Origin of the sequence: Collinsella sp. BIOML-A6 (genome assembly GCF_009875845.1) — a bacterium.
In the GTDB taxonomy this organism is placed as follows: Bacteria; Actinomycetota; Coriobacteriia; order Coriobacteriales; family Coriobacteriaceae; genus Collinsella; species Collinsella aerofaciens_H.
Genome location: NZ_WWSL01000007.1, coordinates 1 through 21,936 on the forward strand (window position 1 = coordinate 1; position 21,936 = coordinate 21,936).

The following is a 21,936-nucleotide window of genomic DNA, read 5'->3' on the forward strand; positions in this document are numbered from 1 at the left end:
AAAGCCGTTTGTCTCCACCCGCGTAGCGGGTGGTTTAAAGCTGGCCGCTGCGCGGCCAGCAGACTAAAGTCTTGAAATAAAAAGCCCGTCGATCAAATGATCGACGGGCTTAAGAAAGGAGGACCTGGTTAATAAATGCCAGACAATGGCATATTTCCGGCTAGAAAACGTCCTTGGCAAATACCTTTGAGTCATTGGGGACCTGACGGATTTCGATAACCACGCCATCGTTCACAAGCTCTTGGATATGCTCGGCATCGGTTTCGGTCGCAAAGATCGCGGGGGTCGGATGAAGCGTGGTCTCGGGAGACTTTCGAGTTCCGCCCAAATTGATCTCCTTGATGTCTTTGCAACCCTTAGCAAGGCGATAGGCATCCTCGATCGTCTCGACAATGATAAACAGCGAATACTTGTCGGTGACGCCGCTGTTGAGCGCCTCGATAGCAGCGTTTACGTCTTTTATGACGAGCTTCACGCCGTTGGGACGAGCTAGCCTCAAAGCGGCTTTTCTCATGTCGTCTTTTGCCACGGCGTCGCTGGCACACAGGATGCAATCGACATCCAGCGCATGTGTCCAAGACATGGCGACCTGGCCGTGAATCAATCGGTAATCGACCCTCGTAAGCTTAATCATCGTAATCATCTCCGCGCGTAATAAAGGTAATGACAGGGTTGAATTATTCGTTGAAGCTTGAGCTAGAACTCTTCTTCTTCGACATCGGCAAGCATATCCGCCGCCTCGCAAAGCTGAATAAACGAACGCGATCCCTCGACCGCGGCTTTGGCCTTGTCCGCATCCAGGGAGTCCAGCTGTGTGACCATTTCCACCAGCAGCGGCAAGTTCATTCCGGCGATCAACGTAAACGATCCGGCGGTCTGCCTCTGAATGAATTCGTTGTTTACAGAGCCGCCAAAGATGTCAGTCACGACAAACCAGGAGTCGGCAGGGTCCCTCGTCTCCATCCATGCATCAATCAACGCCGCGACGTCCCTTGAATCATCATCGATATAGGCGCACAGGCACTCGATTCGGTCGTTAGTGCCCATCAAAATCTCCAGAGAGCTTTTCATGCCTTGGGCGAGATAACCATGACTCGCTAGCAATATCTTATTCATAGTTCTCCAATATCAATAAGACGTACTATATTGTCATAACAAAGTATATTAGCAATCTACCCCTGCGCGGTGTGTCTATTTTCCAAATCCGCGAACGGTAACAATTGGTCGGTAAATAGACCGATCCATCTCTAATTTACAAATAGAACTTCAGTCGCTCGGTGCAGTACACCTGACGGGAGATGAAGAGCGGCTCGCCGCTTGGAGCATAACGTCTATCGACAAACAGAAGCAGCGAAGAGTCAAGCTCCACGTTAAGATATGCCGCCTCGAGCTCGCTCGCATAGCAGACCTCGAGCGTACGCGTGTTGGGACCCATCTTGATCCCCTGGCGATCGAGTACCGCCATCAGCGAATCATCGAGGGATTCATGCTCCAAAAAAGAAAGCGCAGCGGAATAGCTATTGGTTTCCAGCATCGTGGGCTTGCCATCCACAAGGCGCAGACGACGACTACGCAATACCTTTTGGGTATCGTCTACGCCCAGGAACTTCGCGTCTCGCAGGCTTGGGAAGTCCCAGCCCATTTCGAGAACCCTGGTAGACGCCTGTTTGCCCGCAAGCTGGCACGAATGGGTAAAGCTCTCACGGTCGTCCGCGGCATACATCTGCGTGTCCGACGAAACGAACGTGCCCTTGCCGCGGGCCCTCTCAACAAGCCCAGCATCTTCCATTTCTTTAATTGCAGAGCGAACCGTTATTCGGCTCACGCCAAATTGCTCGATAAGCTCCGCCTCGGTCGGAAGCTTATCTCCCGGGCGGTACGTGCCGTTGGCAATCGAATCAGAAAGCGCACGGACAATCTGTTTGTATAGGGGGATAACGCTATTTGCTTCAACCATATCAACCATACCTTTGCAAGGAATCAGCAGTTTATAGATAAATGACTTATATTGTATTAGAACTTTTAGCACTCCACGCCATTTCCTATAATGTTTCAGCGAACGGGGGGTTATTTTGCGTAAGCGGGGTAGAGTCCATCTATTTCCGCATACAACTTCAATCTGATGGCGGTACATGCATCCGATAAGCCGATTGATTTTTATCTTCTGTCTGTCTCTCAGTCATCCCTCGTCGTAGAGATAAATGTGAGGTGAGAGTTACGTGGTTGACGCACGGGGCCTTTGTCCAATCTGCTGGCATCGTCTTCAGTTCGCCGCAGAGCCGCAGCCCCATATGGGTATACTCTCGAGGATTCGACTCGATTCGCCCCCGCTGGGGCGTCAAAGGAGACTGCATATGCCCACCACCTCAACCGACCCGCGCGCCGCTGCCGCCGCACTGCTGGTGCCCGGCACCACCTGCCATGGTTTTGCCGTCGAGCGCTGCGAGACCGTGCCCGAGCTCGACTCAGACGCCTACGTGCTGCGCCACACCGCCTCGGGCGCTCGCCTGCTGTACCTGGCATGCGACGACGAAAACAAGGCCTTTGCCATTGGCTTTAAGACGCCGCCGGCCGATTCCACCGGCGTGTTCCATATTCTTGAGCACTCGGTGCTGTGCGGATCGGCCAAGTTTCCCGTCAAGGAGCCGTTTGTCGACCTGATCAAGAGCTCCATGCAGACGTTCCTCAACGCCATGACCTACCCCGACAAGACCATCTACCCCGTTGCTACCACCAACGAGCAGGATCTGTACAACCTGATGGACGTGTACCTGGACGCGGTGTTCAACCCGGCCATCTACACCAAGCCCACCATTTTTGAGCAGGAGGGCTGGCATTACGAGCTGGACCTGCCGAAGAGCGCCGAGGGCGAGAACGGCGGCAGCTCCGCGAGCCCACGCGAGGGCACGCTGCGCTATAACGGCGTAGTGTTCAACGAGATGAAGGGCGCGCTGTCCGACCCCATGAGCGTGCTGGACGATGCCGTCAACGCCGTGCTCTATCCCGACACCGCTTATGCGCACGAGAGCGGCGGCGACCCGCGCGCGATTCCCGCGCTCACCTACGAGCAGTTCCTGGACACACACGCGCGCCACTACAATCCTTCCAATTCCTACATTACGCTCTACGGCGACCTGGACGTGGACCGCGCACTGGCGTTTTTGGACGAGCGCTATCTGTCGCAGCCGAGTGCCGCGAGCCGCCGCATGGACGCCGCCGGCGAGGACCCGTCCACGCTGGCGCCCAATCCACTGGGTGTGCAGGCGCCCGTGGCCTGCGAGTATAAGCGCGTCGAGATGACAACCACGCCCGAGAACGCCCTGGTGGGCCTGGGCCTGGTGCTGGGCAGCGCGCTCGACCGCAAGCGCACGATCGCGGCGGATATCTTGTTCGAGGCGTTGCTGGGCTCCAACGAGGCCCCGGTTAAAAAGGCCATTCTGGCGGCGGGCCTAGGCGGCAACGTGGTGAGCTACACCGCGGCCGAGTGCCTGCAGCCCTACGAGCTCATCATGCTGCAAAACGCGCAGCCCGGCGTGGCGCGCGAGCTGCGCCGCGTGTTCCAAGACGCCTGCCGCGACCTGTGTGAGCACGGCGTTCCGCGCGAGCGCCTAGAGGCCATCATCAGCAGCAACGAATACGACCTTCGCCAGCGCGACTACGGTATCGCCGACGGCGTGGCCATTGCGTGCGACGCGCTGAGCACGTGGCTCTACGATGACGACGCTGCGACGCTAGCGCTCAAGTATGGCCCGGTGTACGAGGAGCTGCGCGGCGAGCTGGACGGCAGCTACTTTGAGGACCTGCTGCGCGAGCTGGTGCTGGAAAACGACCACATGGCGCTAGTCGAGCTGGTTCCGGTGGACGCCGCCGAGGGCGCAGAGGGTGCCGAGGCCGCCGAGCTGGCAGCCAAGCGCGATGCCATGACCGATGCCGAGCTGGCGGACGTAGTCGAGCGCACGGTCGTGCTGCGTGCCGCGCAGGAGGCCGAGGACACGCCCGAGGACAAGGCCACGCTACCGCGTCTGCGCGTGTCCGACATTGGCGCGGCGCGCCCCGAGCCTCCGCTCGTTGTGGACACGACTGCGCCCATCCCCTGCCTGCGCCACGACATTCCCACCAACCGCCTGGCCTACGCCATGCAGTACTTCGACCTGAGCTGCGTCGCATTTGAGGACCTGCCCTACGTGACGCTGCTCTGCCGCCTGCTCAAGCAGCTGCCCACGCGCGAGCATTCGGCCGAGGAGCTCGACAACCTGCTCGCCGGCAAGCTGGGCTTTTTGAGCTTTACGACCGAGGTCATGACGCAGCCCGACGTGGACGGCGTGCGCCCCTACCTGCTGGTGAGCGCCGGCGCCCTGTCCGAAAAGATCGACGCGCTGGCGAGCTTGCCGCGCGAGGTGTGGTCGAGCACGCTTTTGCTCGATGCTGACGCCGACCGCGTTCGCGACGTGCTCACGCAGATTCGCATTGGGCTTGAGCAGGGCTTTATCAACAACGGACACTCGGCGGCGCTCGGTCGCGCGATGAGCTACAGCTCGCCTTCGGCCGTGGTGCGCGAGCAGCTTTCGGGCGTGGACTTCTACCTGTTCCTGCGCGATCTGCTCGAGCACTTTGACGAGCGCCTGGACGACCTGCGCGCCAAGCTTGCCGCGCTGGCAGACCGCATCTTTGTGGCCGATGGCTGCATGGCGAGCTTTACCGGCAGCGACGGGGACTTTGACGCGTACTGGGATGCCGCGGGCGACCTGGGGCTGGGCGCGGGAGACGGCGCCGATGCCGGCCGCAACGCGCTCGTGGTGCCGGCGCCGTGCGACCGCCATGAGGCTTTCGTCATCCCCAGCGACATCTGCTTTGCGGCAAGCGCGTGCGACCCGCGGCGCTTGGGGCTCGACGTGACGGGCGCTTGGGCCGTGGCTGCCAACGCGCTCTCCTACGACTACCTGTGGAACGAAATCCGCGTGAAGGGCGGTGCGTACGGCTGCGGATTCCGCGCGGCCGGCGAGCGTCAGACGGCGTTCTACACCTACCGTGACCCGGCAATCGATCCTTCGATTGAGCGCGTGGCGCGCGCAGGCGAATGGCTCGGCAGCTTTGAGCCCGACGAGGCCGCCTTTGAGGGCTTTATCGTGAGCTGCGTGAGCGGCATGGACGCGCCGGTGAAGCCGTACGCGCTCACCAAGCGCCGCAACACGACCTACCTGGCCGGGCTCGATCCGCATGCGCGCGAGGAGCGTCGCGCCCAGATGCTCGCCGCCACGCCCGGTGAGCTGCGCTCGCTCGGCGCCGATGTGACGCGCATCGCAGCCGAGTCGCCAACCTGCGTCTTTGGCGGCCGCGACGTCATCGCCAAGAGCAACGCCGACTTTAACGTAGTCGACCTGCTGGGCTAAGGCACCAAGGTAGATTTTTGGGACATGCCCGAAAATCTACCTTTTTTCTGCGGCTTGGGCGGGGCAGCTCAGCCCGTCCCACCAGTTTGTCTAAATCTGTAACATCTAGACGGCAATATCGGCTCCAGATGTTATAAATCGAGACGTTCCCGAACGGCACCGGCGGTTTGTCTCAATCTGTAACAACTAGGTCCATTTTTGCCGAGTTACTGTTACAGATCGAGACAGACCGCCGCAGACGCCCATCACAGCACAGACCGCCGCAAAGGTGCCTGCGTCCACTTCGTGGTGGTTTTTGCTGTTCGCCCAGCTAAAACCTGCCAAAATAAACCTATCCCGTTTTGGAAGATTTGGGAGATGAGGCTGTGATGGATAAGGCTGAGTTGCGGCGGGCGGTGATTGCCCGGCGCAATGCGATTGACTTGGATGTTCGGGCGGCGAAGTCCGCTGTTGTATGCGCGCGGCTTGTTGAGCTGATGGAGGTCAGCGGCACTGCGGGCCAACGCACCGTTGCCGTCTATGCTGCCATGGATTCCGAAGTCGACCCTGCCGCGTTTGCCGCTGCGGCCGCCGCGCGCGGCTGGCGCGTAGCCTATCCGTGCATGCTTTCGGCAAGCGACGCCGCCGCATGCGGCCAGCGCATGTGCATGCGAACGGTCGCCGCCGGCGATGTATCCACGGCTCCGTTTATCGCTCATCCCACGCGGGCGTTCGCAGCTACGGATATCGACAACAATCGCTGCCCCATCGTACCCGCCGCCGAGCTCAACATGGTTGTCGTGCCGCTCGTGGCTTTCGACCGCACCGGTGCGCGCCTGGGCTACGGCGGGGGCTGCTACGACCGCTACCTTCCCATGCTCTCGCCCGCATGCCAAATCGTCGGCATCGCCTTTGACGAACAGCGCGTCGACCACGTTCCCACCGAAGCCCACGACCTGCCGCTGCCCAACATCATCAGCGCCTAAATGCCAGCGTCCCTCCCGACAGCCTAGTGCTCCTCGCCGGCGCGGGCCAGGTCATAGGGCGTGGTCTGGTAGACGTAGTAGTTGAGCCAGTTGGTGTAGAGCAGCTGAGCCTGGCTGCGCCAGACGTTGCGCGGCTCGGCGGCTGGATCGTCGCCCGGGAAGTAATGCGCCGGCACCTGAGGGTTGAGTCCGCGCTTCACATCGCGCTCGTACTCCAGGCGCAGCGTGTCGGTATCGTACTCGGGATGGCCAAAGACAAAAAAGCGGCGGCTGTCGGTCGACTTGACGATGTACAGGCCCACCTCGTCGGACACGGCCACGACCTCAAGCTGCGGCTCGGCCTCCACGTCCTCGCGGCGTACATCGGTGTTGCGCGAATGCACGGCATAGAACCGGTCATCGAAGCCGCGGACCAGCGGGCTTTGCGGCTTCACCAGATAATGCTCGAACACGCCACTTGCCTTGGCCGGCAGATCGTACTTCTGAATGCCGTAATGGTGATACAGGCCAGCCTGCGCGCCCCAGCAAATGTGCAGCGTAGAGTGCACGTGCGTGGTGGACCAGTCCATGATCTGGCAGAGTTCGGGCCAGTAGTCGACCTCCTCGAACGGCATCTGCTCCACCGGCGCGCCCGTGATAATCAGGCCGTCGTAGTGGATGTCGCGGATGTCGTCGAACGTGCGGTAGAACGTCTCCAGGTGACCGGCGCTCACATGCGTGGCCTCGTGCGTTTTGGTGCGCAGCAGGTCTACCTCCACCTGCAGCGGCGTGTTGGAGAGCTTGCGCATGATCTGCGTCTCGGTGGCGATTTTGGTGGGCATGAGGTTGAGGATGAGCACGCGCAGCGGACGGATGTCCTGGTGCAGCGCGCGGTACTCGGTCATGACAAAGATGTTCTCGCTCTCGAGCTGCGCGGCGGCAGGGAGGGCGTCGGGAATGCGAATGGGCATGGATGCTCCTTACGAGTCAGTTGCAGCTATGGTACAACGAGCAGCCCTATCCGCGCGAGCACATCGCCCAGCGATGCCGTCAGCGGCCAAATCACTCCAAAAGTAGAGATTAAGACATATCCCAAAAATCTACTTCGCTTTAGCTTAGCGAAGTGACGGCAGGACGCTACAATGGTTCGACGCAAAAAAACTCGGCCGAAAGGATACTCATATGTACCAGACGCGTAAGATCGGTGTGGTCGGCCAGGGCCACGTAGGAGCACATGTCGCCAACAGCCTGCTTATGCAGGGCATTGCCGACGAGCTGTACCTGTGCGATATCAACGAGGCCAAGGTGACGTCCGAGGTCCAGGACCTGCGCGACTCCCTTTCGTTTGTCCCGTACAACACCAAGATCGTCAACTGCTACGACCACTACGAGGAGCTAGCCTGCTGCGACGTCATCGTCAACGCCGCCGGCAAGGTCGCGCTAGCCGCTGGCAACCGCGACGGCGAACTGTTCTTTACCACCGACGCCGCCCGCACCTTTGCCAAACGTATCGTCGACGCCGGCTTCGACGGCATCTTTGTGAGCATCTCCAACCCCTGCGACGTCGTGTGCACCGAGCTGTGGCATCTGACCGGCTACGATCCCAAGAAGATCATCGGCTCGGGCTGCGGCCTGGACTCCGCCCGCCTGCGCACCGAGATCTCCAAGAAGGTCGGCGTGAGCCCCAAGTCCATCGACGCCTACATGATCGGCGAGCACGGCTTTAGCCAGCTGGCCGCCTTTAAGGCCGCGACCATCGCCGGCAAGAGCCTCAACGAGCTCCAGGCCGAGAACCCCGACAAGTACGCCTTTGACCACATGGAGGTCGAGGAGCTTGCACGCAAGGGCGGCTACGTAACCTACCAGGGCAAGCAGTGCACCGAATACGCCGTCGCCAACTCCGCCGCGCGCGTCTGCGCCGCCGTGCTGCACAACGAGCACGCCGTGCTTTCGGCATCCACGCTCATGACCGGCCAGTATGGCGAGGAGGGCATCTTCACCTCCCTGCCGTGCGTGATCGGTGCCGAGGGCGTCGAGGAGGTCTATACGCTGGACCTTTCCGAGCACGAGCTCGAGGGCTTCCACAAGAGCTGCCAGCACATCCGCGACAACATCGCCCAGCTCGACTGGTGGGACGCCGAGGCCTACGACGCAAAGTAGGCCGCTGGCTGCCGCAACCTTGCGAATCTAAGCGCGATACCAAGCGGGCCGCGCCGGAAATCCCCGGCGCGGCCCGCCTTTTGACTCAGGCAGCGCCCTTGCAAATCGAAGGTGAATACTTTTCCGCGAAGTGAACGAGCAAAAATGAGTCCCCGAAGCATTGACACTTTTCAGACGCCGTTTCCTGCGGTTTCGCCGAGTTTTCCCTGCAGTTTTGGCGTCAAAAAATGCGGATGCTTCGGGGGTCCAAAATAGGTCGTTCACTTCGCGGAAAAGTATTCACCTTCGTTTTTGCGCAGACACGAATCCGGCCGCCACAACGCAAAAAGGGGCCCGCGCGCAGCGCAGACCCCGTTAAAAAAGATAACTCCCGGTACCTAGTACTACTCGACGACCATATAGCGGCGGAACTCGGGGCTGCAGCCAAAGACCTTGCCGCGGGCGGCGTCCAGCTCGGTGTTAACCTTCTCGCGTGCGGCGGACACGCCAGTGCGGCCGGTTTTATCGTCGGATGCCATCGTTACGCTCCATCCCACGCATGCTCGGACTCAAACTCTTCAATCACCGCCATAAACTGCTCGCCAAAGGCGTCGGCCTTTTTCTCACCGATGCCGTTGACCTGAATAAGCTCGTCGCGCGTCTGTGGGCGAAGGCGGCACAGGCCGCGCAGGGCCTTGTCGGAAAAGACCATGTACGGCGCCATCTCCAGCTTAGTCGAAATCTCCTTGCGCAGGGCGAGCAAGCGCTCGAACAACTCGGCATCGTCGCCCACGCGCGGGCGCTGATTCAGCTCGACCTCCTCGTGCAGCAGGTCCACCGCTCGACGGGCGCGGGCCGAGGCCTTGCGCTTGGACGCACGACGCTTAACGGTAAAGGCAAACGCCTCGTCCTCGACCTCGCCGGCACGCGAACCCAGCCCCACGACCGGGTACTGCCCCTGCGAGGTGGCCAAATAGCCACGGCCACACAGCTGGCCGATGATGTCCTTGATACGCCCGACCGATTCGCTCGATAGCTCACCGTAGCCGCGGTCTTCGTCCAGATGCATCTGGCGAATGCGCTCGGTGTTGCCGCCGTGGAGCACATCGGCGATCAGCGACTTGCCAAAACGCATGGGTCGCGTGGCCACATAGTGCACAGCGGCGCGGGCCATATCGGTGACGTCCTCGACCTCGAACTGCGTGAGACAGTTGCTGCAGTTGCCACAGCCCTCGACATCGTCCGTGGCGGTGCTGCCCGTACCGGCCGCAGCATGCTCGGCCGCGACCTCGTCGCCAAAGTAGCGCAGCATGTATTCGCGCAGGCAGCCGGTGGTATTACAGTAGCCCTCCATCTGGCTGAGCAGGCGATAACGGTTCTGGAGCGCCCATGCGCGCTGCTCGTCGTCGAGCGCCTCGTCGGCCACATCGCCGCGGTCGATCAAAAAGCGGCGCATGCGAAAATCGTTACCGTTCCACAGCAAGTGACAGCTGGCCGGATCGCCATCGCGGCCGGCGCGGCCCGCCTCTTGGTAGTATGCCTCGATGCTCTCGGGCACGTTGTTGTGAATCACATAGCGCACGTTGGGCTTGTCGATGCCCATGCCAAAGGCGTTGGTAGCAACCATCACCTGAATGTCGTCGTCGATAAAGGCACGCTGGCTCTGGCGGCGGGCGTCGTTGCCCATGCCGGCATGGTAGCGGCCAACGCGAATGCCGCTGGGGCCCAGTGCCTCGGCAAGCTTGCCTGCCAGCGCATCGACTGTCTTGCGGGTCGAGCAATACACGATGCCGCTCTCGCTCGAATGCGCGATCACATAGTCGCGCACCCACGCGGCCTTGGCCTTGTCGCCCATCTCCTCGCAGCCAAAGTAGAGGTTCTTGCGATCGAAGCCCGTCACCACCGTCGCGGGATTTTGCAGGCCGAGCATTTGCTGGATATCGGCGCGCACGCGCTCGGTCGCCGTGGCGGTAAACGCCGCCACGATCGGGCGCCGCGGCAGCGAATCGATAAACTCACGAATCTGCAGGTAAGCAGGACGGAAATCCTGGCCCCACTGGCTCACGCAGTGGGCTTCGTCAATGGCCACGAGCGGAACGCCGATGCCGCCTTCGGCTGCAGCTTCCTGCGCAAAGGCCAGAAAGCGCGGCTCGAGCAGACGCTCGGGCGCCACATACATAAGCTGGTAGCGCCCCTCACGAGCACGCTTGAGCACGGTATTTTGCTGAGCCGGCGTAAGGCTGGAGTTGAGATAACTGGGGCGCACACCCGCCGCGAGCAGCGCGCGGGTCTGGTCCTCCATAAGCGACAGCAGCGGACTCACCACAAAGGTGATGCCGGGCAGCATGAGCGCGGGCACCTGGTAGCAGATAGACTTGCCGGCGCCTGTGGGCATAACGCCGAGTGCATCGCGGCCGGCAAGGATCGCATCCACCATGCGGTCCTGTCCCGGGCGAAACGAGGTGTAGCCAAAATAGGCGCCGAGCGTGTTGAGCGCCATCTGCTGCATGCTATCGGTCATGGTTTCCTAACGTCCAAGTCATCTGCCGCCGATTATACGCCGCCGCGCGGACCGCTGCCGCACGGCTGTCAGCCACGCTCATTCTGCGGGCAGTCATTGGGGCAGTCATTGGGGCAGTCATTGGGGCAGTCATTGGGGCAGTCATTGGGGACGTTCTTGAATGACCAGTCGTTTAAGAACGTCCCCAATGACTATCTTGACAAGCGCGGAAACGTTGCTGGTTGAACATAAGTCAGCAAAAACGCCCCTAAGCGAGCAAGGTGACGTGAAAGAGGAGGGAAGCGTACTTCGGTGCGCGACAGACGATTGAACGTCAGATTGCCGCTTAGGGGCGTTTGCAGCGTCGACCGGTCCGCCGTTCGTTAGAACGGTGGAACCAAAGGCGCAGCGTCGAGCCGTTACGCGGTTTGGTAAAACCGCGTAACTTATATGACCATGACGTAGCGGCTACCAACGTAGTACTGCTTGCCGAGCAATACCGGCTCGCCATTGGGGCCGGTAAAGCCGGCACGCAGATTGAGCAGTGGGTCATGCGGGGCAATGCCCAACTCGGCTGCCTGCTCGACATTGGCACGAACGGCCTCGACCGTGCGGTAACCAACCGATGCAATCGGGGTTCCGCCAACACGCTCGACCTCGGCAAAAATCGACTTGTCCTCAAGATCGGCCGTTAACAACTCACGATAGGCGTCAAACGGCACAAAGATGTTCTCCTCAAAGATGGGCTCGCCGTCGGCCGTACGCACGCGCTTAATATGCAGCAGCAGCGCATCCTTCTGCAGGCCAAAGAACTCCATCTCATTTTGACGCGCTGGAACAATCTGGCGATCGACCACATGCGCACCAGCCTTCATGCCATTGTCGGCACACAACGCGGTAAACGTCTGCAGCGTCGAGGCGTAGAACTGGCGGTTGATGTGCGGCGTGGAAACAAAGGTGCCGCGGCCTTGCTGCTTAACCAGGTAGCCATCGGAGCACAGCTCCTCGACGGCACGACGCACCGTTATGCGGCTCACCTCGTACTGCTCGGCTAGCTCAAGCTCGGACGGAATACGCTCCTTGGGTGCATAAACACCCTTCTCGATCTCGTCCTTAATCTCGTCGTAAATCTGCTGGTAAAGCGGTGCATTTTTGGGCGCAGGCATATCTGATCACTCTTATCGAAATATCGAAATTACTAATACGTATATAACGTCTAGTTTTATGTTACCTCATAACGATAAAACGATACACCCACCCTACCAAAAAGGGACAGGTTTATTTTGGTAGGTTTTATCTGGGCAAACGAGAGCCCCTCGAAAGCAACGGGGCATTCGAGGGGCTCATGCGAATGGGTTACGCAGGGCCGGCAAAATGCCAACACTCTACCTGCCGTCGTCCTGCTGCAGGCTGTCCTGCTCGCAGAGGCGCGCCTGCCTGCTGGCCATGCGTGCGGGCTTGTCGGGATCGGGTACGGCCGTGGGCATGGGCTCGTCGACATGACCGCCCCACCAGCCGCCCACAAAGTTGAGCGTGTGGAACGCGTTGATCACGGCGCCGGGATCAATGTCGCACACCAGCTTGATAATGTCCTGGCTCTCGTAGGTCGAGACAACGGCGTGCAACAGGTACATCTTATCGCGGCTGTATCCGCCAATGACCTCGGCGCAGCTAATACCATGCTGAAAATGGTCAACATAGGCGGTCATGACCTCGTCTGCCTTGTGCGTCGTGATCTGCAGCGTCACGCGGTCGTAGCGACGATAGAAGCTGTCGATGGTCTTGGTCGAAATAAACTGGAACACGATGGAGTACGCTGCGTTGTCCCAGCCAAACATAAAACCAAAGATTGCCAGGATAAGGCAGTTGAAACCAAAGATAATACCCCAGATGGTCTTACCCGTGTGGTTGGAAACCCACAGCGCGATAAAGTCGGTGCCGCCGGTGGATGCGCCGGACTTAAGCGCGATGGCAGCGCCCAGACCCGAGACCACGCCGCCGAAAAAAATGAGCATGATCTTGTCGCCCAAAAACGGCGCGAAGTGAAAGACGTTGAGGAACAGCGACGAGAGCATGACCTGCATCATTGAGAAGATGACGAAGCGCTTGCTAATGCCGCTCCAGCACAGGAGCGCCACGGGGATGTTGAGCGCGAGCATGCCGAGCGAAATGTCGATGTGAACGCCGCCCAGCGAGGTAACACGATCGAGCAGGACCGCGACGCCGGTGAGGCCGCTCGGAAGCAGGTCGGCGGGCTGAATGAACGCCTGGATCAGGAATGTCTGGAGAACGGCGGAAATTGTGACCGCCACGGCGGTGATGGCGCGGCGGACGATGGTGAGGCGGCCGAGCACGAGCACGCGGTCCGTGAGCTGATCGATGGCATTCGCCACGTAGGCTCCCTTCGAAGGCAGATGTAGTTGTGGGGCATGCCGGCGATTGTAGCATGGAGCGACAGAGGGCGCCTCAATTCACCCTCTCTCGACAACCATCAAAAGGACCAGCAGCCCCACAACCAAAGGCCCAAATTCCAAGTGAGTAGGCTTTTCGCGACCTGCCAAGCACACCCAAAACTGCCACCTCTGTGACCTGCTGTTTTACTAAGGCAGATACGCCTTGTGCTCGGCCTGCGCCAAAAAGTCTACTCACTTAGCTTGAGACGAAGCCAAACGGATCCAAATAGATGACAAATTAAGCCAATCCACAGCAAAAGACGAGTGAACCAGTGCTCCTGTGACGGATTGACACTACAAAGCGGCCAAAATGTCGGTCAGATTATCGATAATGGCATCGGCTCGCGATTGATCGAGGTTGACGCCCTCGTGCGGACGCAGCGCCAGAACTCGGGCACCAGAGCGCTTGCCGGCCTCGATGCCCAAAGGCGAATCCTCGATAACCAGGCACTCGGCAGGCTCAACCCCCAGCGCCTCCATGGCACGCAGGTAGATCTCGGGGTCGGGCTTAAACGCACTGCACTCGTGACCGCTGATGGTGTAGTCCAGCACGTCGGCGACGCCGGCAATCTCCACCAGCTCGTCAATCAGCTCGCGATAGGACGAGCTCGCGATGGCACACTTCACGCCGCGCCCGTGCAGCTCATGCATCACCGGCTCCGTCTGCTCATTGAGCAGCTCGGCATACGGAACGGGGTGGTCCGGGCTGTAGACTTGCTTGTACTCCACGCGCAGGTGCTCGCGCAGCTCAACATCGTCGGGCACCAGCGCCTCCCAAATGGCAGGCTCGTTAGACCCCGAAAGATCGGGGATCTCGTCAAAGTGGAAGCCCTTCTCCTCCATAAACGCCACGCGGCGGCGGTTGTAGAACCACTCGGTATCGACCAGCACGCCATCCATATCAAACAGCACTGCCTTGATCATACGCATCTCCTCCCACCTGCCAAAAAGGGACAGGTTTATTTTGGTAGGTTTTATCTGGGGTTTTATAGCGCGACGAACACGCCCTCCCCAGAGCAAAAAAGGGGATGGGGTGCAAACCCCATCCCCTCTCAATCAACCCGTAAGGTCTACTTACTTGTGATTAGTAGGAAAGCTTCCACATGTAACGACGCATGGTCAGCGGGTGCTGACGAGCCTCGGCGATCTGGTTGCCGTACTCGCGCATAACGGCGAGGTGCAGCAGCGGGTTGAAGTAGGTGAGGACGCTTGCCGGCACGGCGTCAGCCAGGCCGTAGTCCTTGGAGTCGATCAGAGCGACCTTGGCGCCCATGCGCTCAAGGAAGGTGAGGGCGCGGGCGTCCATCGGACGGGTAGCGCCATCGGACATGAAGAAGACGTAGGGCTTACCCTCGGTGGAAACCTCGAACGGGCCGTGGAAGTACTCGCCGGTGTTGTAGGCGGCGGCGTCAATCCACTGCATCTCAGTGAACAGGAAGGCGGCGTGAGAATAGGCCATCTTCTCGGAGGCACCGGAAGCCATGAAGTAGATCATCTTGTCGTCCTTGAAGTCCTCGGCGAACTTCTTGGCGAGCTTCTTGCAGTGCTGAGCGGCGTTCTCGCAGAGATCGAAAACGTTGGTGAGGCCGGTGATCATGTCCTCGTAGTGGTCATAGCCCTCGGTCTGCTGAAGGATCTCGAGAGCAAGAGCGATGGCGTAGCCAGGCTTCTCGCACTTGGCAGCGAAGTTGGCGTGGAAGCCGTGAACGATGACGTGGTCGGCGTCGACGGTCAGAGCGGAGCCAGCCTTGTTGGTGAGGGAGACGACCGGGCAGTTGTGCTTCTTGGCGGTCTTGTTGGCCTCGACGGTCTCGGGCGTGGAGCCACCGAGGGAGCAGGTGATCACGAAGGTGTGCTCGTTGACCCAGGAAGGTGTGTCGTAGTTGAACTCGTTAGCGGTGAAGATCTGAACGTTCAGCTTGTCTGTGTTGTTGGCCAGGAAGTACTTGGCGGGGTAGAGGTCGGACATGGAAGCACCGCAGCCGACGAAGGCGACGCTGTGGATCTCGTGGTTGGACAGGACGTCAGCGACGATCTGCTTAGGGAGGTTAAGGTCGATCTCGTACATCTGACACATTCCTTTCGATTTTTTGCGGCGCCACATTGCCGGACACTCGCAGGGTTACCGTGGTTTGGACCGAATCGCCGGCCCGTTGAGGATGCGACAAAGGGACTGTCCCATTGTCACCTATAGGGATGGAAGCCTGCCTGGGGTATGGGATGCCAGGCAGGCTCCCCGGGGAAAGCGGTTAGACGCTTGGTCGCGACTAGGCCAGGATGCCGGCCGCGGAGAGGGCGATGCCGCCCACGATGGCGATCACGAGAAGCCAACCGGTGTTGACGTTCTTCTTGATGAGCCAGTACATAAGGCCGGTGAGGCCGAGGGAGATCATCTGGGGCATCATGCTGTCCAGGATGTTCTGGATAACGACAGTGCCGTCAGCGAACTGCAGCGGGGTGGTGGCGCCGATCAGCGTGGCGATCATGCCGCCCACGGACATAAGACCCACGATGCCGCAGACATACATGAGCTTCTCCATGAGGTCGCCGCCCTGAAGCTTGCTCAGGTACTCGTGGCCACCCTGATAGCCCATCTTGGCTGCGAACCAAGTGATCAGCACAGAGGGGACGATGGAGATGAGAATGGCCAGGATCGGGCCCATGATGGAGCCCTGCTGAGCCAGCTGAACGCCCAGGCCAAAGGCGATAACGCGGATGGTGCCCTGGAAGAAGGAGTCACCGATGCCGGAAAGCGGGCCCATGAGGGAGGTCTTGACCGCATTAATCGAATCGGGGTCAAAGTTCTCGGGATCCTTGGCGTACTCCTCCTCCATGGAGGCGGCGAGGCCCAGGATGAAAGCGCTCGTCTGCGGAGTGCAGTTGTAGAACGCCATGTGACGGTGGTAAGCCTCTTTCTTGGCAGCGAGCTGCTTGGGGTCGGACTCGTCCGGATAGAGGCGATCGAGCGTGGGAACCATGCCGTAGAGGAAGCCCATGTTCATCTGACGTTCGTAGTTCCAAGAGGCCTGGATGGCCCAGGAGCGCCAGAAGAACTGGCTGACCTTCTTGTTCAGGGACACGTCCTTGGTTGCGGTTGCCATAGTGTGTTCCTCCTTAGTCTTCGTCGTCTTCGAGCGGATCGTAGTCGGAATCGACACCGGCGGCTGCATGGGAACCATTGAACTTGAAGCCCATGAAGACGATAGCCAGGCACACACCGATCAGAGCGACCGCGATGACGGACAGCTTGAGGTAAGCGGCGAACAGGAAGCCGATGAACAGGAACGGAGTCATACCCTTCTTGATCATCATGGTAAGCAGCAGGGCCAAGCCGTAGGCGGTCATGATCTTGGTCGAAACGTTAAGACCAGTGGACAGCCACTTGGGAACCATGTTGACGATGGCCTGAACCAGGTCGGTGCCAACAAAGACGGCGAGGAAGATCGGCAGGAAGTACATGATGGCGTACAGACCGGAGCCGACGCAGATGTGCATACGGTAAGCGGTCTTGAACTTTCCGTTATCGATCGCGCTATCTGCCACATGTGTGAGGGCGGCGATGACGGAACGGAACACGATGCCGAGGAGCTGACCCAGGACGGCGACCGGGATGGCGATCGTCATGGCGGTCTCGGCGGAAGCATCGGTCAGGCACGCAAAGGCAGCGGCCACGATGCCGCCCAGGACCATATCGGGCGGAACGGCAGCGCCGACCTGCACCAAACCCATGGACACGAGCTCGACGGCGGCACCGACGGCAAGGCCGGTGGGCACATCGCCCAGCAGCAGACCGACGAGCGTAGCGCCAACGAGGGGCTGCTCGAAGTTAAGACGACCGAGCAGGCGGGAGTCCCACATGCAGAACACGCCGACGAGGCCGACGAGCACCGCGCTGATGAACGTATTCATACCCTTCTCCTTTCAGTCAGGCAAAGGCCTGGTTGATTACAGCTTGGCGTCAATGTCGACGCTCTGATACGTAGGGGTCTGCTGGACGTAGAGCTTGATGCCCATGTCGAGCAGCTGGTTGACGTCGGCCTTCTGGGTGGCGTCGAAGAAGACGGAGCTGTCCTTGCCGCCAATCTAATCGGCACCGTCGTGGTTGGCGGTGGCGCCCAGGTTGATGGCGTCGAGCTTGTAGCCCTGGCAGAACTGCAGCATCTCGGCTGTGTTGCCAAAGATGAACATGACGCGCTCGCCGAGGGTGTTGAGCTTGTCCATCTTGGCGAGGGCACGCTCGACGGTGAAGACGTTCAGGCGAACGCCCTGGGGCTTGGCCAGCTTAAGAGCGTCCTTCTTGATGTCATCGTTGGCGGCAGCGTTGTCGACGACGATGATGCGCTCGGCCTGGACCTTGGTGGTCCAGGTAAAAACGACCTGGCCGTGCAGCAGGCGGTAGTCAAGACGCGCGAGGACAATCTTGGCGGGACCAGCGTTGTGGCGGGGCGCCTTGGCCTTCTTGGCGGGAGCCGCGGCAACCTCGACCGGGGCATTGGGGTTGGTCAGACCGGTACGGGCCTCGTTGATGAGGGCCGCGAGCTCGGCGCCCTTGACGGGGGCGGGGCTCATAGCGAGCGTCAGCGCCAGCGGAATGTTGAAACCGCTGATCACCGTGAATGCCGCACCGTTGCGGGAAAGCTCGACCATGCTGTTGTTGACCGAGCTGCCGAGCATATCGGTTAGCACGTACACGGTGTCGTCCGCATTGAACGTGGCGATCATAGTCTCAACCTTATTGGTGATGGGCTCCTTGTCGTCACGAGCAAGCGACACGACGTGGACGTTCGACACGTCGCCGAGAACCATCTCGAGCGTGTCTTTGGCGCCTGCGGCCAGGCCACCATGAGATGCGAGAATGATCTGATTCATCTTGCCTCCTCCTTTTCGTTATGGTCATTATAACGTCTTATACGTTGCTTATATTGCTAATTAGTATAAAGACCGTTCGCGGGTGAAAATCGACCGTTGACGGGTTTAACGTACTTGAAACGTTGGGGCTGGGTATGCCGGCGCTGGCTGCATAACCCCAGGTCAGACCCTGTGCGCAATCCTCTATCGCACGAAGTACCAGGGGCTTTCCTGCACGGTGGGCTGCAGCGCGATGCCGGTGCGTTCCTTAAACAGATCCATGTCCTGAGATTTTTCGGTCCACCACGCGTTGGGCTTAAAGGTCATGCTCTCGACAATACGTTTGACAATGACGCTGTTGCGCAGCTTGGAGAGGTCGGTATTCATAATCAGGATGGACATGAGCACCAGCACAATGCCCAGGACCTTGATCGCGCCGGAGGACTCGGCATAGACGCCAATACCGACCAGAACGGTCGCCACGGTTTCGAAAGAAGCCACGACCGGCACCTTCGACGTCTCAAGACCCATCGAAAGGCCCTGCATATAGAAGATGTACGCAAGAGCTGTCGGAATAAAGCCAAAGCCCGCGAACAGCAGGATGAGCTGCGGGGACATTGCCGCGGCCATATCGGACCACGGAGCCGAAAGCAGCGCCATAAAGCATCCGCCAAAGACAAAGCCCCAAAACGTCACCGCCAGCGGATGAAGTGTCTTGGTAGCCATGCGGCTAAACACAGCCAGCAGTGCACCGCACAGTCCGGCGATCACACCCGACGCGACGCCCCAAGCCGAGAAGTGGAAACCGGAAAGATCGCCGCTCGTCACCGCGAGCACGCAACCCACAATGTTAAAGACGATGGCGACGAGCTTGTTGGGGGTCACGTCCTCGCGATAAAGCACGCGGCCGAGCACGACGCCAAACACCGGCGAGGTATAGAGCAGCACCGAGGCCGTGGACATGCCCACCTCGCCCATGCATTCGTAATAGCAGGTGTTGGCGACGGCCAGTCCAACAATACCCACCAGAGCGCAGGGAACGAGCTCCTTGGGGCTCGCCTTAAACAGCGCCCAGGGCGTAGCAGCCCTCCCCTCGCAGGCGTTTGAACGGCAGCCCATGAAGGCAAGAACCGGTGCCATCATGATGGCACCGGTCAGCAGACGGAAAGCCGCCATGCTCTGAGACGAAACGCCCAGGGCCGATATTCCGTTAACAAAGATTCCGATGGTGCCCCACATAAGCGCGGCGATCAGCACCAGCACATAGCCCACATTACTTTTCTTCAACGCAGCCTCCTCTGTATTGTTTCCAATATGTTTCATGCTACGTTATAGTCGTTATATACATTTTTCAAGACTGAAATCGGCGACCGGGAAAATATGCTTCTCCACATACTCATTGGGTACTCATTGGGGACGTTCTTGGATGACTAATCATTTAAGAACGTCCCCAATGAGTACACCAACGTCTAAGGCACCGCTGGTTGAGCATAAGTCAGCGAGCGGGTCGCATTTGAGGCAAGGTGACGTGAAACGAAAGGGCGCTGACCTTCTGGTCGCGCCCTTGAAGTTGAACGTCAGATTGTCCAAATGCGGCCCGCGCAGCGTCGGCTGGTCCGCCGTTCGGTAGAACGGCGGAACTAATACTCGAGCTTCCACATGTAGCGGCGCGTCATGTAGTCCTTGTGGGTGACGGCAGAGAGCGCGCGCATGTACACGTTGTTGAGGATCGGCGCAAAGATCAGGTGGTTGAAGTACTCACTTACGCTGTCCTTGATGTCGTTGAGGCCAAGCTCCTTGGCGTCGAGCTGATAGACGCGCTCGCCACCGTACTGGTTGACGAAACGGATGCCGCGCTCGTCGTTGCAGCGGCTGCGGCCGACGCTGATGAGCTGGAACAGCGAGGTGCGCTTGTCCAGGATCTCGAAAGGACCATGGAAGAAGTCGCAAGTGTTGATGGTGCAGGAGTCGATCTGCAGCATCTCCTGCACGTTGCAGATGCTAAAGACGTAGGCGGCACCAAAGAGCGGACCCTGAGCCATGACGTTGATGCAGGACTTGTCGGCGTTCTGCTCGGCCCACTTGGCAGCGAGCGGACGGGTGTACTCGAAGGCCTTGCGATAGATGGGATCAATCAGGTCGAAGGCGGCCATGGCGGTCTCGTACTCAGCATAGCCCTCGGTCTGCTGCGTAAGCTCCATAGCAATCATGGTCACGACGGCGGAGTTGGTGCGGCCCATGCAGGACTCGTCGACGGCCAAGCTGTCGTACTGGATCTTGTAGTCGCAGACCTCGGTGAGGGCGGACTCGTCAACATAGATGGCGATGGTGCTGGCGCCGTGGTCCTTGGCGACCTGGGCGGCGACGATGGTCTCCTTGGTGCCGCGCATGGACACGACGACGGCCAGGGTGTTCTCGTTAACGTAGGCAGGGGTTGCGTGCACGAACTCGTTGCTGGTGTAGCTGGAGCTCACGACCTGCGTGGCCTCGTGCTCCATAAAGTACTGGGCAGGATAGTTGCCGCCGTTGGATCCGCCGGCGCCAATCCACACGACGCGTTTGATGCCGCCCTTGTCTGCCTTGTCAGCCAAAACCTGGGAGACGACGTCCTTAACCTGTTCCTGAGTAGTCATCGTGCATCAGCCTTTCTTCTCGTTTGATGCTCTCGATGGCATACAAGTTACATACACGTTTTGGTTATGTCGACTAGTTGTATGCTATATTTGTCTTAGAAATTTTGCTGGTAAAGTTTTCATCAAGTCATTACTAGCGGTTTTGTTGTCATGTTGGATACATGCTTGGTTTAGTAAGCATACAAGTTGGATACAGGTTGTTCGCATGAGCACTTCGTCGAAAAAGAACTTGGCCCAATACGAGCGTCTGGCGAGTACGCTGCGTGACCGCATCGCCGCCGGCATCTACGCGCGCGGAGACAAGCTGCCGTCCGAGATGGAGCTCATGGGCGAATCGGGGCTTTCGCGCAGCACCGTGCGCCATGCCCTTAAGGTGCTCGTCGATGAGGGCCTGGTTCGCACCGAGCGCGGGCGTGGCGCCTTTGTGGCCGACACGCCGGCGCTCCACGAGAACAACCTGGTGTTTTCGAGCTACACGGCACAGGTGCAGGGTCAGGGTATGAAGCCCACCACGCGCACGGTGGACTCGGGCTATGCCAAGGCGGCCGGCAGCATAGCTAAGTTCTTTGACGCCGCCATGGGCAGCAAGCTCGTCAAACTTGTCCGTCTGCGTTATCTGGACGATGCGCCACTGTGCCTGGAGACTACCTATTTGCCGCCAAGCTTTGGGTCGCTCATCGATCGCGATATCAACGGTTCGCTCTACGCCATGCTGCGCCAGGAGTTCCATCGTGCGCCGGCACAGGGGCACAAGACCTTTGAGGTGTGCTATGCCTCGCAAAACGAGGCGTTTTTGCTCAACGTTGAGCGCGGGCAGGCGCTGATCCTGATCACCGACTACGTCTACGACACCGACGGCCGCCCGCTCCATGTCTCCAAGCGCATCCAACGCACTGACCGCGCCAAATACACCGAGCCCATCGGCTAGCGCACCAAACGAGGCAAAATGTACATAATAAACGTTTTACCTGCGGTTTTTATTAAATCTCAAGCCGGCATGGCGCAAATGCCAACATCGCCTGGCAACAC

At 59.5% G+C, this 21,936-nt stretch carries 20 protein-coding genes; 5 read left to right on the forward strand and 15 right to left on the reverse strand.

Annotated elements, in window-relative coordinates; all coding sequences use genetic code 11:
* Positions 1-160: 160 nt before the first annotated feature.
* The 3 genes from GT495_RS03585 to GT495_RS03595 form a co-directional block, all read right to left on the reverse strand.
* Positions 161-634, reverse strand: a complete 474-nt coding sequence (locus GT495_RS03585; RefSeq protein WP_138339750.1) for a PTS sugar transporter subunit IIB — start codon at positions 632-634, stop codon at positions 161-163.
* Positions 635-696: 62 nt separating this feature from the next.
* Entirely contained in the window at positions 697-1,116 is a 420-nt protein-coding gene (locus GT495_RS03590; protein ID WP_161162673.1) for a PTS sugar transporter subunit IIA, read from the reverse strand.
* A gap of 136 nt (positions 1,117-1,252) precedes the next feature.
* Positions 1,253-1,957 carry a GntR family transcriptional regulator gene (locus GT495_RS03595; RefSeq protein WP_117563729.1) on the reverse strand — a complete coding sequence of 235 codons (705 nt, stop codon included), beginning with the start codon at positions 1,955-1,957 and terminating at the stop codon, positions 1,253-1,255.
* Positions 1,958-2,354: 397 nt separating this feature from the next.
* On the opposite strand from GT495_RS03595, the gene GT495_RS03600 reads away from it, so the two are divergent.
* Complete coding sequence (locus tag GT495_RS03600) at positions 2,355-5,390, forward strand: insulinase family protein (protein WP_161161518.1); 3,036 nt, start codon at positions 2,355-2,357, stop codon at positions 5,388-5,390.
* A gap of 368 nt (positions 5,391-5,758) precedes the next feature.
* The gene (locus GT495_RS03605) at positions 5,759-6,355 is read left to right on the forward strand and encodes a 5-formyltetrahydrofolate cyclo-ligase (RefSeq protein WP_161161519.1); all 597 of its coding nucleotides are present in this window, start codon (positions 5,759-5,761) and stop codon (positions 6,353-6,355) included.
* Between the two features lie 23 nt (positions 6,356-6,378).
* Here the strand turns inward: GT495_RS03605 and metA are convergent, their stop codons facing one another.
* Positions 6,379-7,305: a homoserine O-succinyltransferase gene (gene metA / locus GT495_RS03610; RefSeq protein ID WP_117655848.1), complete on the reverse strand. Its 927-nt coding sequence runs from the start codon at positions 7,303-7,305 to the stop codon at positions 6,379-6,381.
* Between the two features lie 211 nt (positions 7,306-7,516).
* On the opposite strand from metA, the gene GT495_RS03615 reads away from it, so the two are divergent.
* Positions 7,517-8,494: an L-lactate dehydrogenase gene (locus GT495_RS03615; RefSeq protein WP_117563734.1), complete on the forward strand. Its 978-nt coding sequence runs from the start codon at positions 7,517-7,519 to the stop codon at positions 8,492-8,494.
* 383 nt (positions 8,495-8,877) lie between these two features.
* Here the strand turns inward: GT495_RS03615 and GT495_RS10985 are convergent, their stop codons facing one another.
* Both GT495_RS10985 and GT495_RS03620 read right to left on the reverse strand, forming a co-directional pair.
* Positions 8,878-9,012 carry a hypothetical protein gene (locus GT495_RS10985; protein WP_255451705.1) on the reverse strand — a complete coding sequence of 45 codons (135 nt, stop codon included), beginning with the start codon at positions 9,010-9,012 and terminating at the stop codon, positions 8,878-8,880.
* 2 nt (positions 9,013-9,014) lie between these two features.
* Entirely contained in the window at positions 9,015-10,994 is a 1,980-nt protein-coding gene (locus tag GT495_RS03620; protein WP_161161520.1) for an ATP-dependent DNA helicase RecQ, read from the reverse strand.
* 83 nt (positions 10,995-11,077) lie between these two features.
* Between GT495_RS03620 and GT495_RS11080 the strand changes: the two genes are divergently transcribed.
* The gene (locus GT495_RS11080; RefSeq protein WP_370457584.1) at positions 11,078-11,158 is read left to right on the forward strand and encodes a glycine zipper domain-containing protein; all 81 of its coding nucleotides are present in this window, start codon (positions 11,078-11,080) and stop codon (positions 11,156-11,158) included.
* A gap of 261 nt (positions 11,159-11,419) precedes the next feature.
* On the opposite strand, the gene GT495_RS03625 is transcribed toward GT495_RS11080, so the two are convergent.
* The 9 genes from GT495_RS03625 to GT495_RS03665 form a co-directional block, all read right to left on the reverse strand.
* Positions 11,420-12,139 (reverse strand): GntR family transcriptional regulator, encoded by a 720-nt coding sequence (locus tag GT495_RS03625; protein ID WP_152074110.1) that lies wholly within the window; start codon positions 12,137-12,139, stop codon positions 11,420-11,422.
* Between the two features lie 219 nt (positions 12,140-12,358).
* The gene (locus GT495_RS03630) at positions 12,359-13,366 is read right to left on the reverse strand and encodes a YitT family protein (RefSeq protein WP_161161521.1); all 1,008 of its coding nucleotides are present in this window, start codon (positions 13,364-13,366) and stop codon (positions 12,359-12,361) included.
* Between the two features lie 354 nt (positions 13,367-13,720).
* On the reverse strand, positions 13,721-14,350 hold the full coding sequence (locus GT495_RS03635; protein WP_161161522.1) for an HAD family phosphatase: 630 nt from the start codon (positions 14,348-14,350) through the stop codon (positions 13,721-13,723).
* 160 nt (positions 14,351-14,510) lie between these two features.
* Positions 14,511-15,494 (reverse strand): SIS domain-containing protein, encoded by a 984-nt coding sequence (locus GT495_RS03640; protein ID WP_240128084.1) that lies wholly within the window; start codon positions 15,492-15,494, stop codon positions 14,511-14,513.
* A gap of 199 nt (positions 15,495-15,693) precedes the next feature.
* On the reverse strand, positions 15,694-16,527 hold the full coding sequence (locus tag GT495_RS03645) for a PTS system mannose/fructose/sorbose family transporter subunit IID (protein WP_161162674.1): 834 nt from the start codon (positions 16,525-16,527) through the stop codon (positions 15,694-15,696).
* A gap of 13 nt (positions 16,528-16,540) precedes the next feature.
* The gene (locus tag GT495_RS03650; RefSeq protein ID WP_161161525.1) at positions 16,541-17,335 is read right to left on the reverse strand and encodes a PTS sugar transporter subunit IIC; all 795 of its coding nucleotides are present in this window, start codon (positions 17,333-17,335) and stop codon (positions 16,541-16,543) included.
* A gap of 174 nt (positions 17,336-17,509) precedes the next feature.
* On the reverse strand, positions 17,510-18,295 hold the full coding sequence (locus tag GT495_RS03655; protein WP_240131354.1) for a PTS mannose/fructose/sorbose transporter subunit IIAB: 786 nt from the start codon (positions 18,293-18,295) through the stop codon (positions 17,510-17,512).
* Between the two features lie 183 nt (positions 18,296-18,478).
* Complete coding sequence (locus GT495_RS03660) at positions 18,479-19,561, reverse strand: DMT family transporter (RefSeq protein ID WP_161161527.1); 1,083 nt, start codon at positions 19,559-19,561, stop codon at positions 18,479-18,481.
* Between the two features lie 353 nt (positions 19,562-19,914).
* Complete coding sequence (locus tag GT495_RS03665) at positions 19,915-20,907, reverse strand: SIS domain-containing protein (RefSeq protein ID WP_161161528.1); 993 nt, start codon at positions 20,905-20,907, stop codon at positions 19,915-19,917.
* 205 nt (positions 20,908-21,112) lie between these two features.
* Here GT495_RS03665 and GT495_RS03670 point away from each other — a divergent pair, with 205 nt between their 5' ends.
* Positions 21,113-21,835, forward strand: coding sequence for a GntR family transcriptional regulator (locus tag GT495_RS03670; RefSeq protein ID WP_161161529.1), 723 nt, complete (start codon positions 21,113-21,115; stop codon positions 21,833-21,835).
* The last annotated feature ends 101 nt before the right edge of the window (positions 21,836-21,936 follow it).

Coding starts and splice junctions, on each gene's coding strand:
- GT495_RS03585 (WP_138339750.1), bottom strand. CDS start 634: ATGATTAAGCTTACGAGGGTCGATTACCGATTGATTCACGGCCAGGTC.
- GT495_RS03590 (WP_161162673.1), bottom strand. CDS start 1,116: ATGAATAAGATATTGCTAGCGAGTCATGGTTATCTCGCCCAAGGCATG.
- GT495_RS03595 (WP_117563729.1), bottom strand. CDS start 1,957: ATGGTTGAAGCAAATAGCGTTATCCCCCTATACAAACAGATTGTCCGT.
- GT495_RS03600 (WP_161161518.1), top strand. CDS start 2,355: ATGCCCACCACCTCAACCGACCCGCGCGCCGCTGCCGCCGCACTGCTG.
- GT495_RS03605 (WP_161161519.1), top strand. CDS start 5,759: ATGGATAAGGCTGAGTTGCGGCGGGCGGTGATTGCCCGGCGCAATGCG.
- metA (WP_117655848.1), bottom strand. CDS start 7,305: ATGCCCATTCGCATTCCCGACGCCCTCCCTGCCGCCGCGCAGCTCGAG.
- GT495_RS03615 (WP_117563734.1), top strand. CDS start 7,517: ATGTACCAGACGCGTAAGATCGGTGTGGTCGGCCAGGGCCACGTAGGA.
- GT495_RS10985 (WP_255451705.1), bottom strand. CDS start 9,012: ATGGCATCCGACGATAAAACCGGCCGCACTGGCGTGTCCGCCGCACGC.
- GT495_RS03620 (WP_161161520.1), bottom strand. CDS start 10,994: ATGACCGATAGCATGCAGCAGATGGCGCTCAACACGCTCGGCGCCTAT.
- GT495_RS03625 (WP_152074110.1), bottom strand. CDS start 12,139: ATGCCTGCGCCCAAAAATGCACCGCTTTACCAGCAGATTTACGACGAG.
- GT495_RS03635 (WP_161161522.1), bottom strand. CDS start 14,350: ATGATCAAGGCAGTGCTGTTTGATATGGATGGCGTGCTGGTCGATACC.
- GT495_RS03640 (WP_240128084.1), bottom strand. CDS start 15,494: ATGTACGAGATCGACCTTAACCTCCCTAAGCAGATCGTCGCTGACGTC.
- GT495_RS03645 (WP_161162674.1), bottom strand. CDS start 16,527: ATGGCAACCGCAACCAAGGACGTGTCCCTGAACAAGAAGGTCAGCCAG.
- GT495_RS03650 (WP_161161525.1), bottom strand. CDS start 17,335: ATGAATACGTTCATCAGCGCGGTGCTCGTCGGCCTCGTCGGCGTGTTC.
- GT495_RS03655 (WP_240131354.1), bottom strand. CDS start 18,295: ATGAATCAGATCATTCTCGCATCTCATGGTGGCCTGGCCGCAGGCGCC.
- GT495_RS03665 (WP_161161528.1), bottom strand. CDS start 20,907: ATGACTACTCAGGAACAGGTTAAGGACGTCGTCTCCCAGGTTTTGGCT.
- GT495_RS03670 (WP_161161529.1), top strand. CDS start 21,113: ATGAGCACTTCGTCGAAAAAGAACTTGGCCCAATACGAGCGTCTGGCG.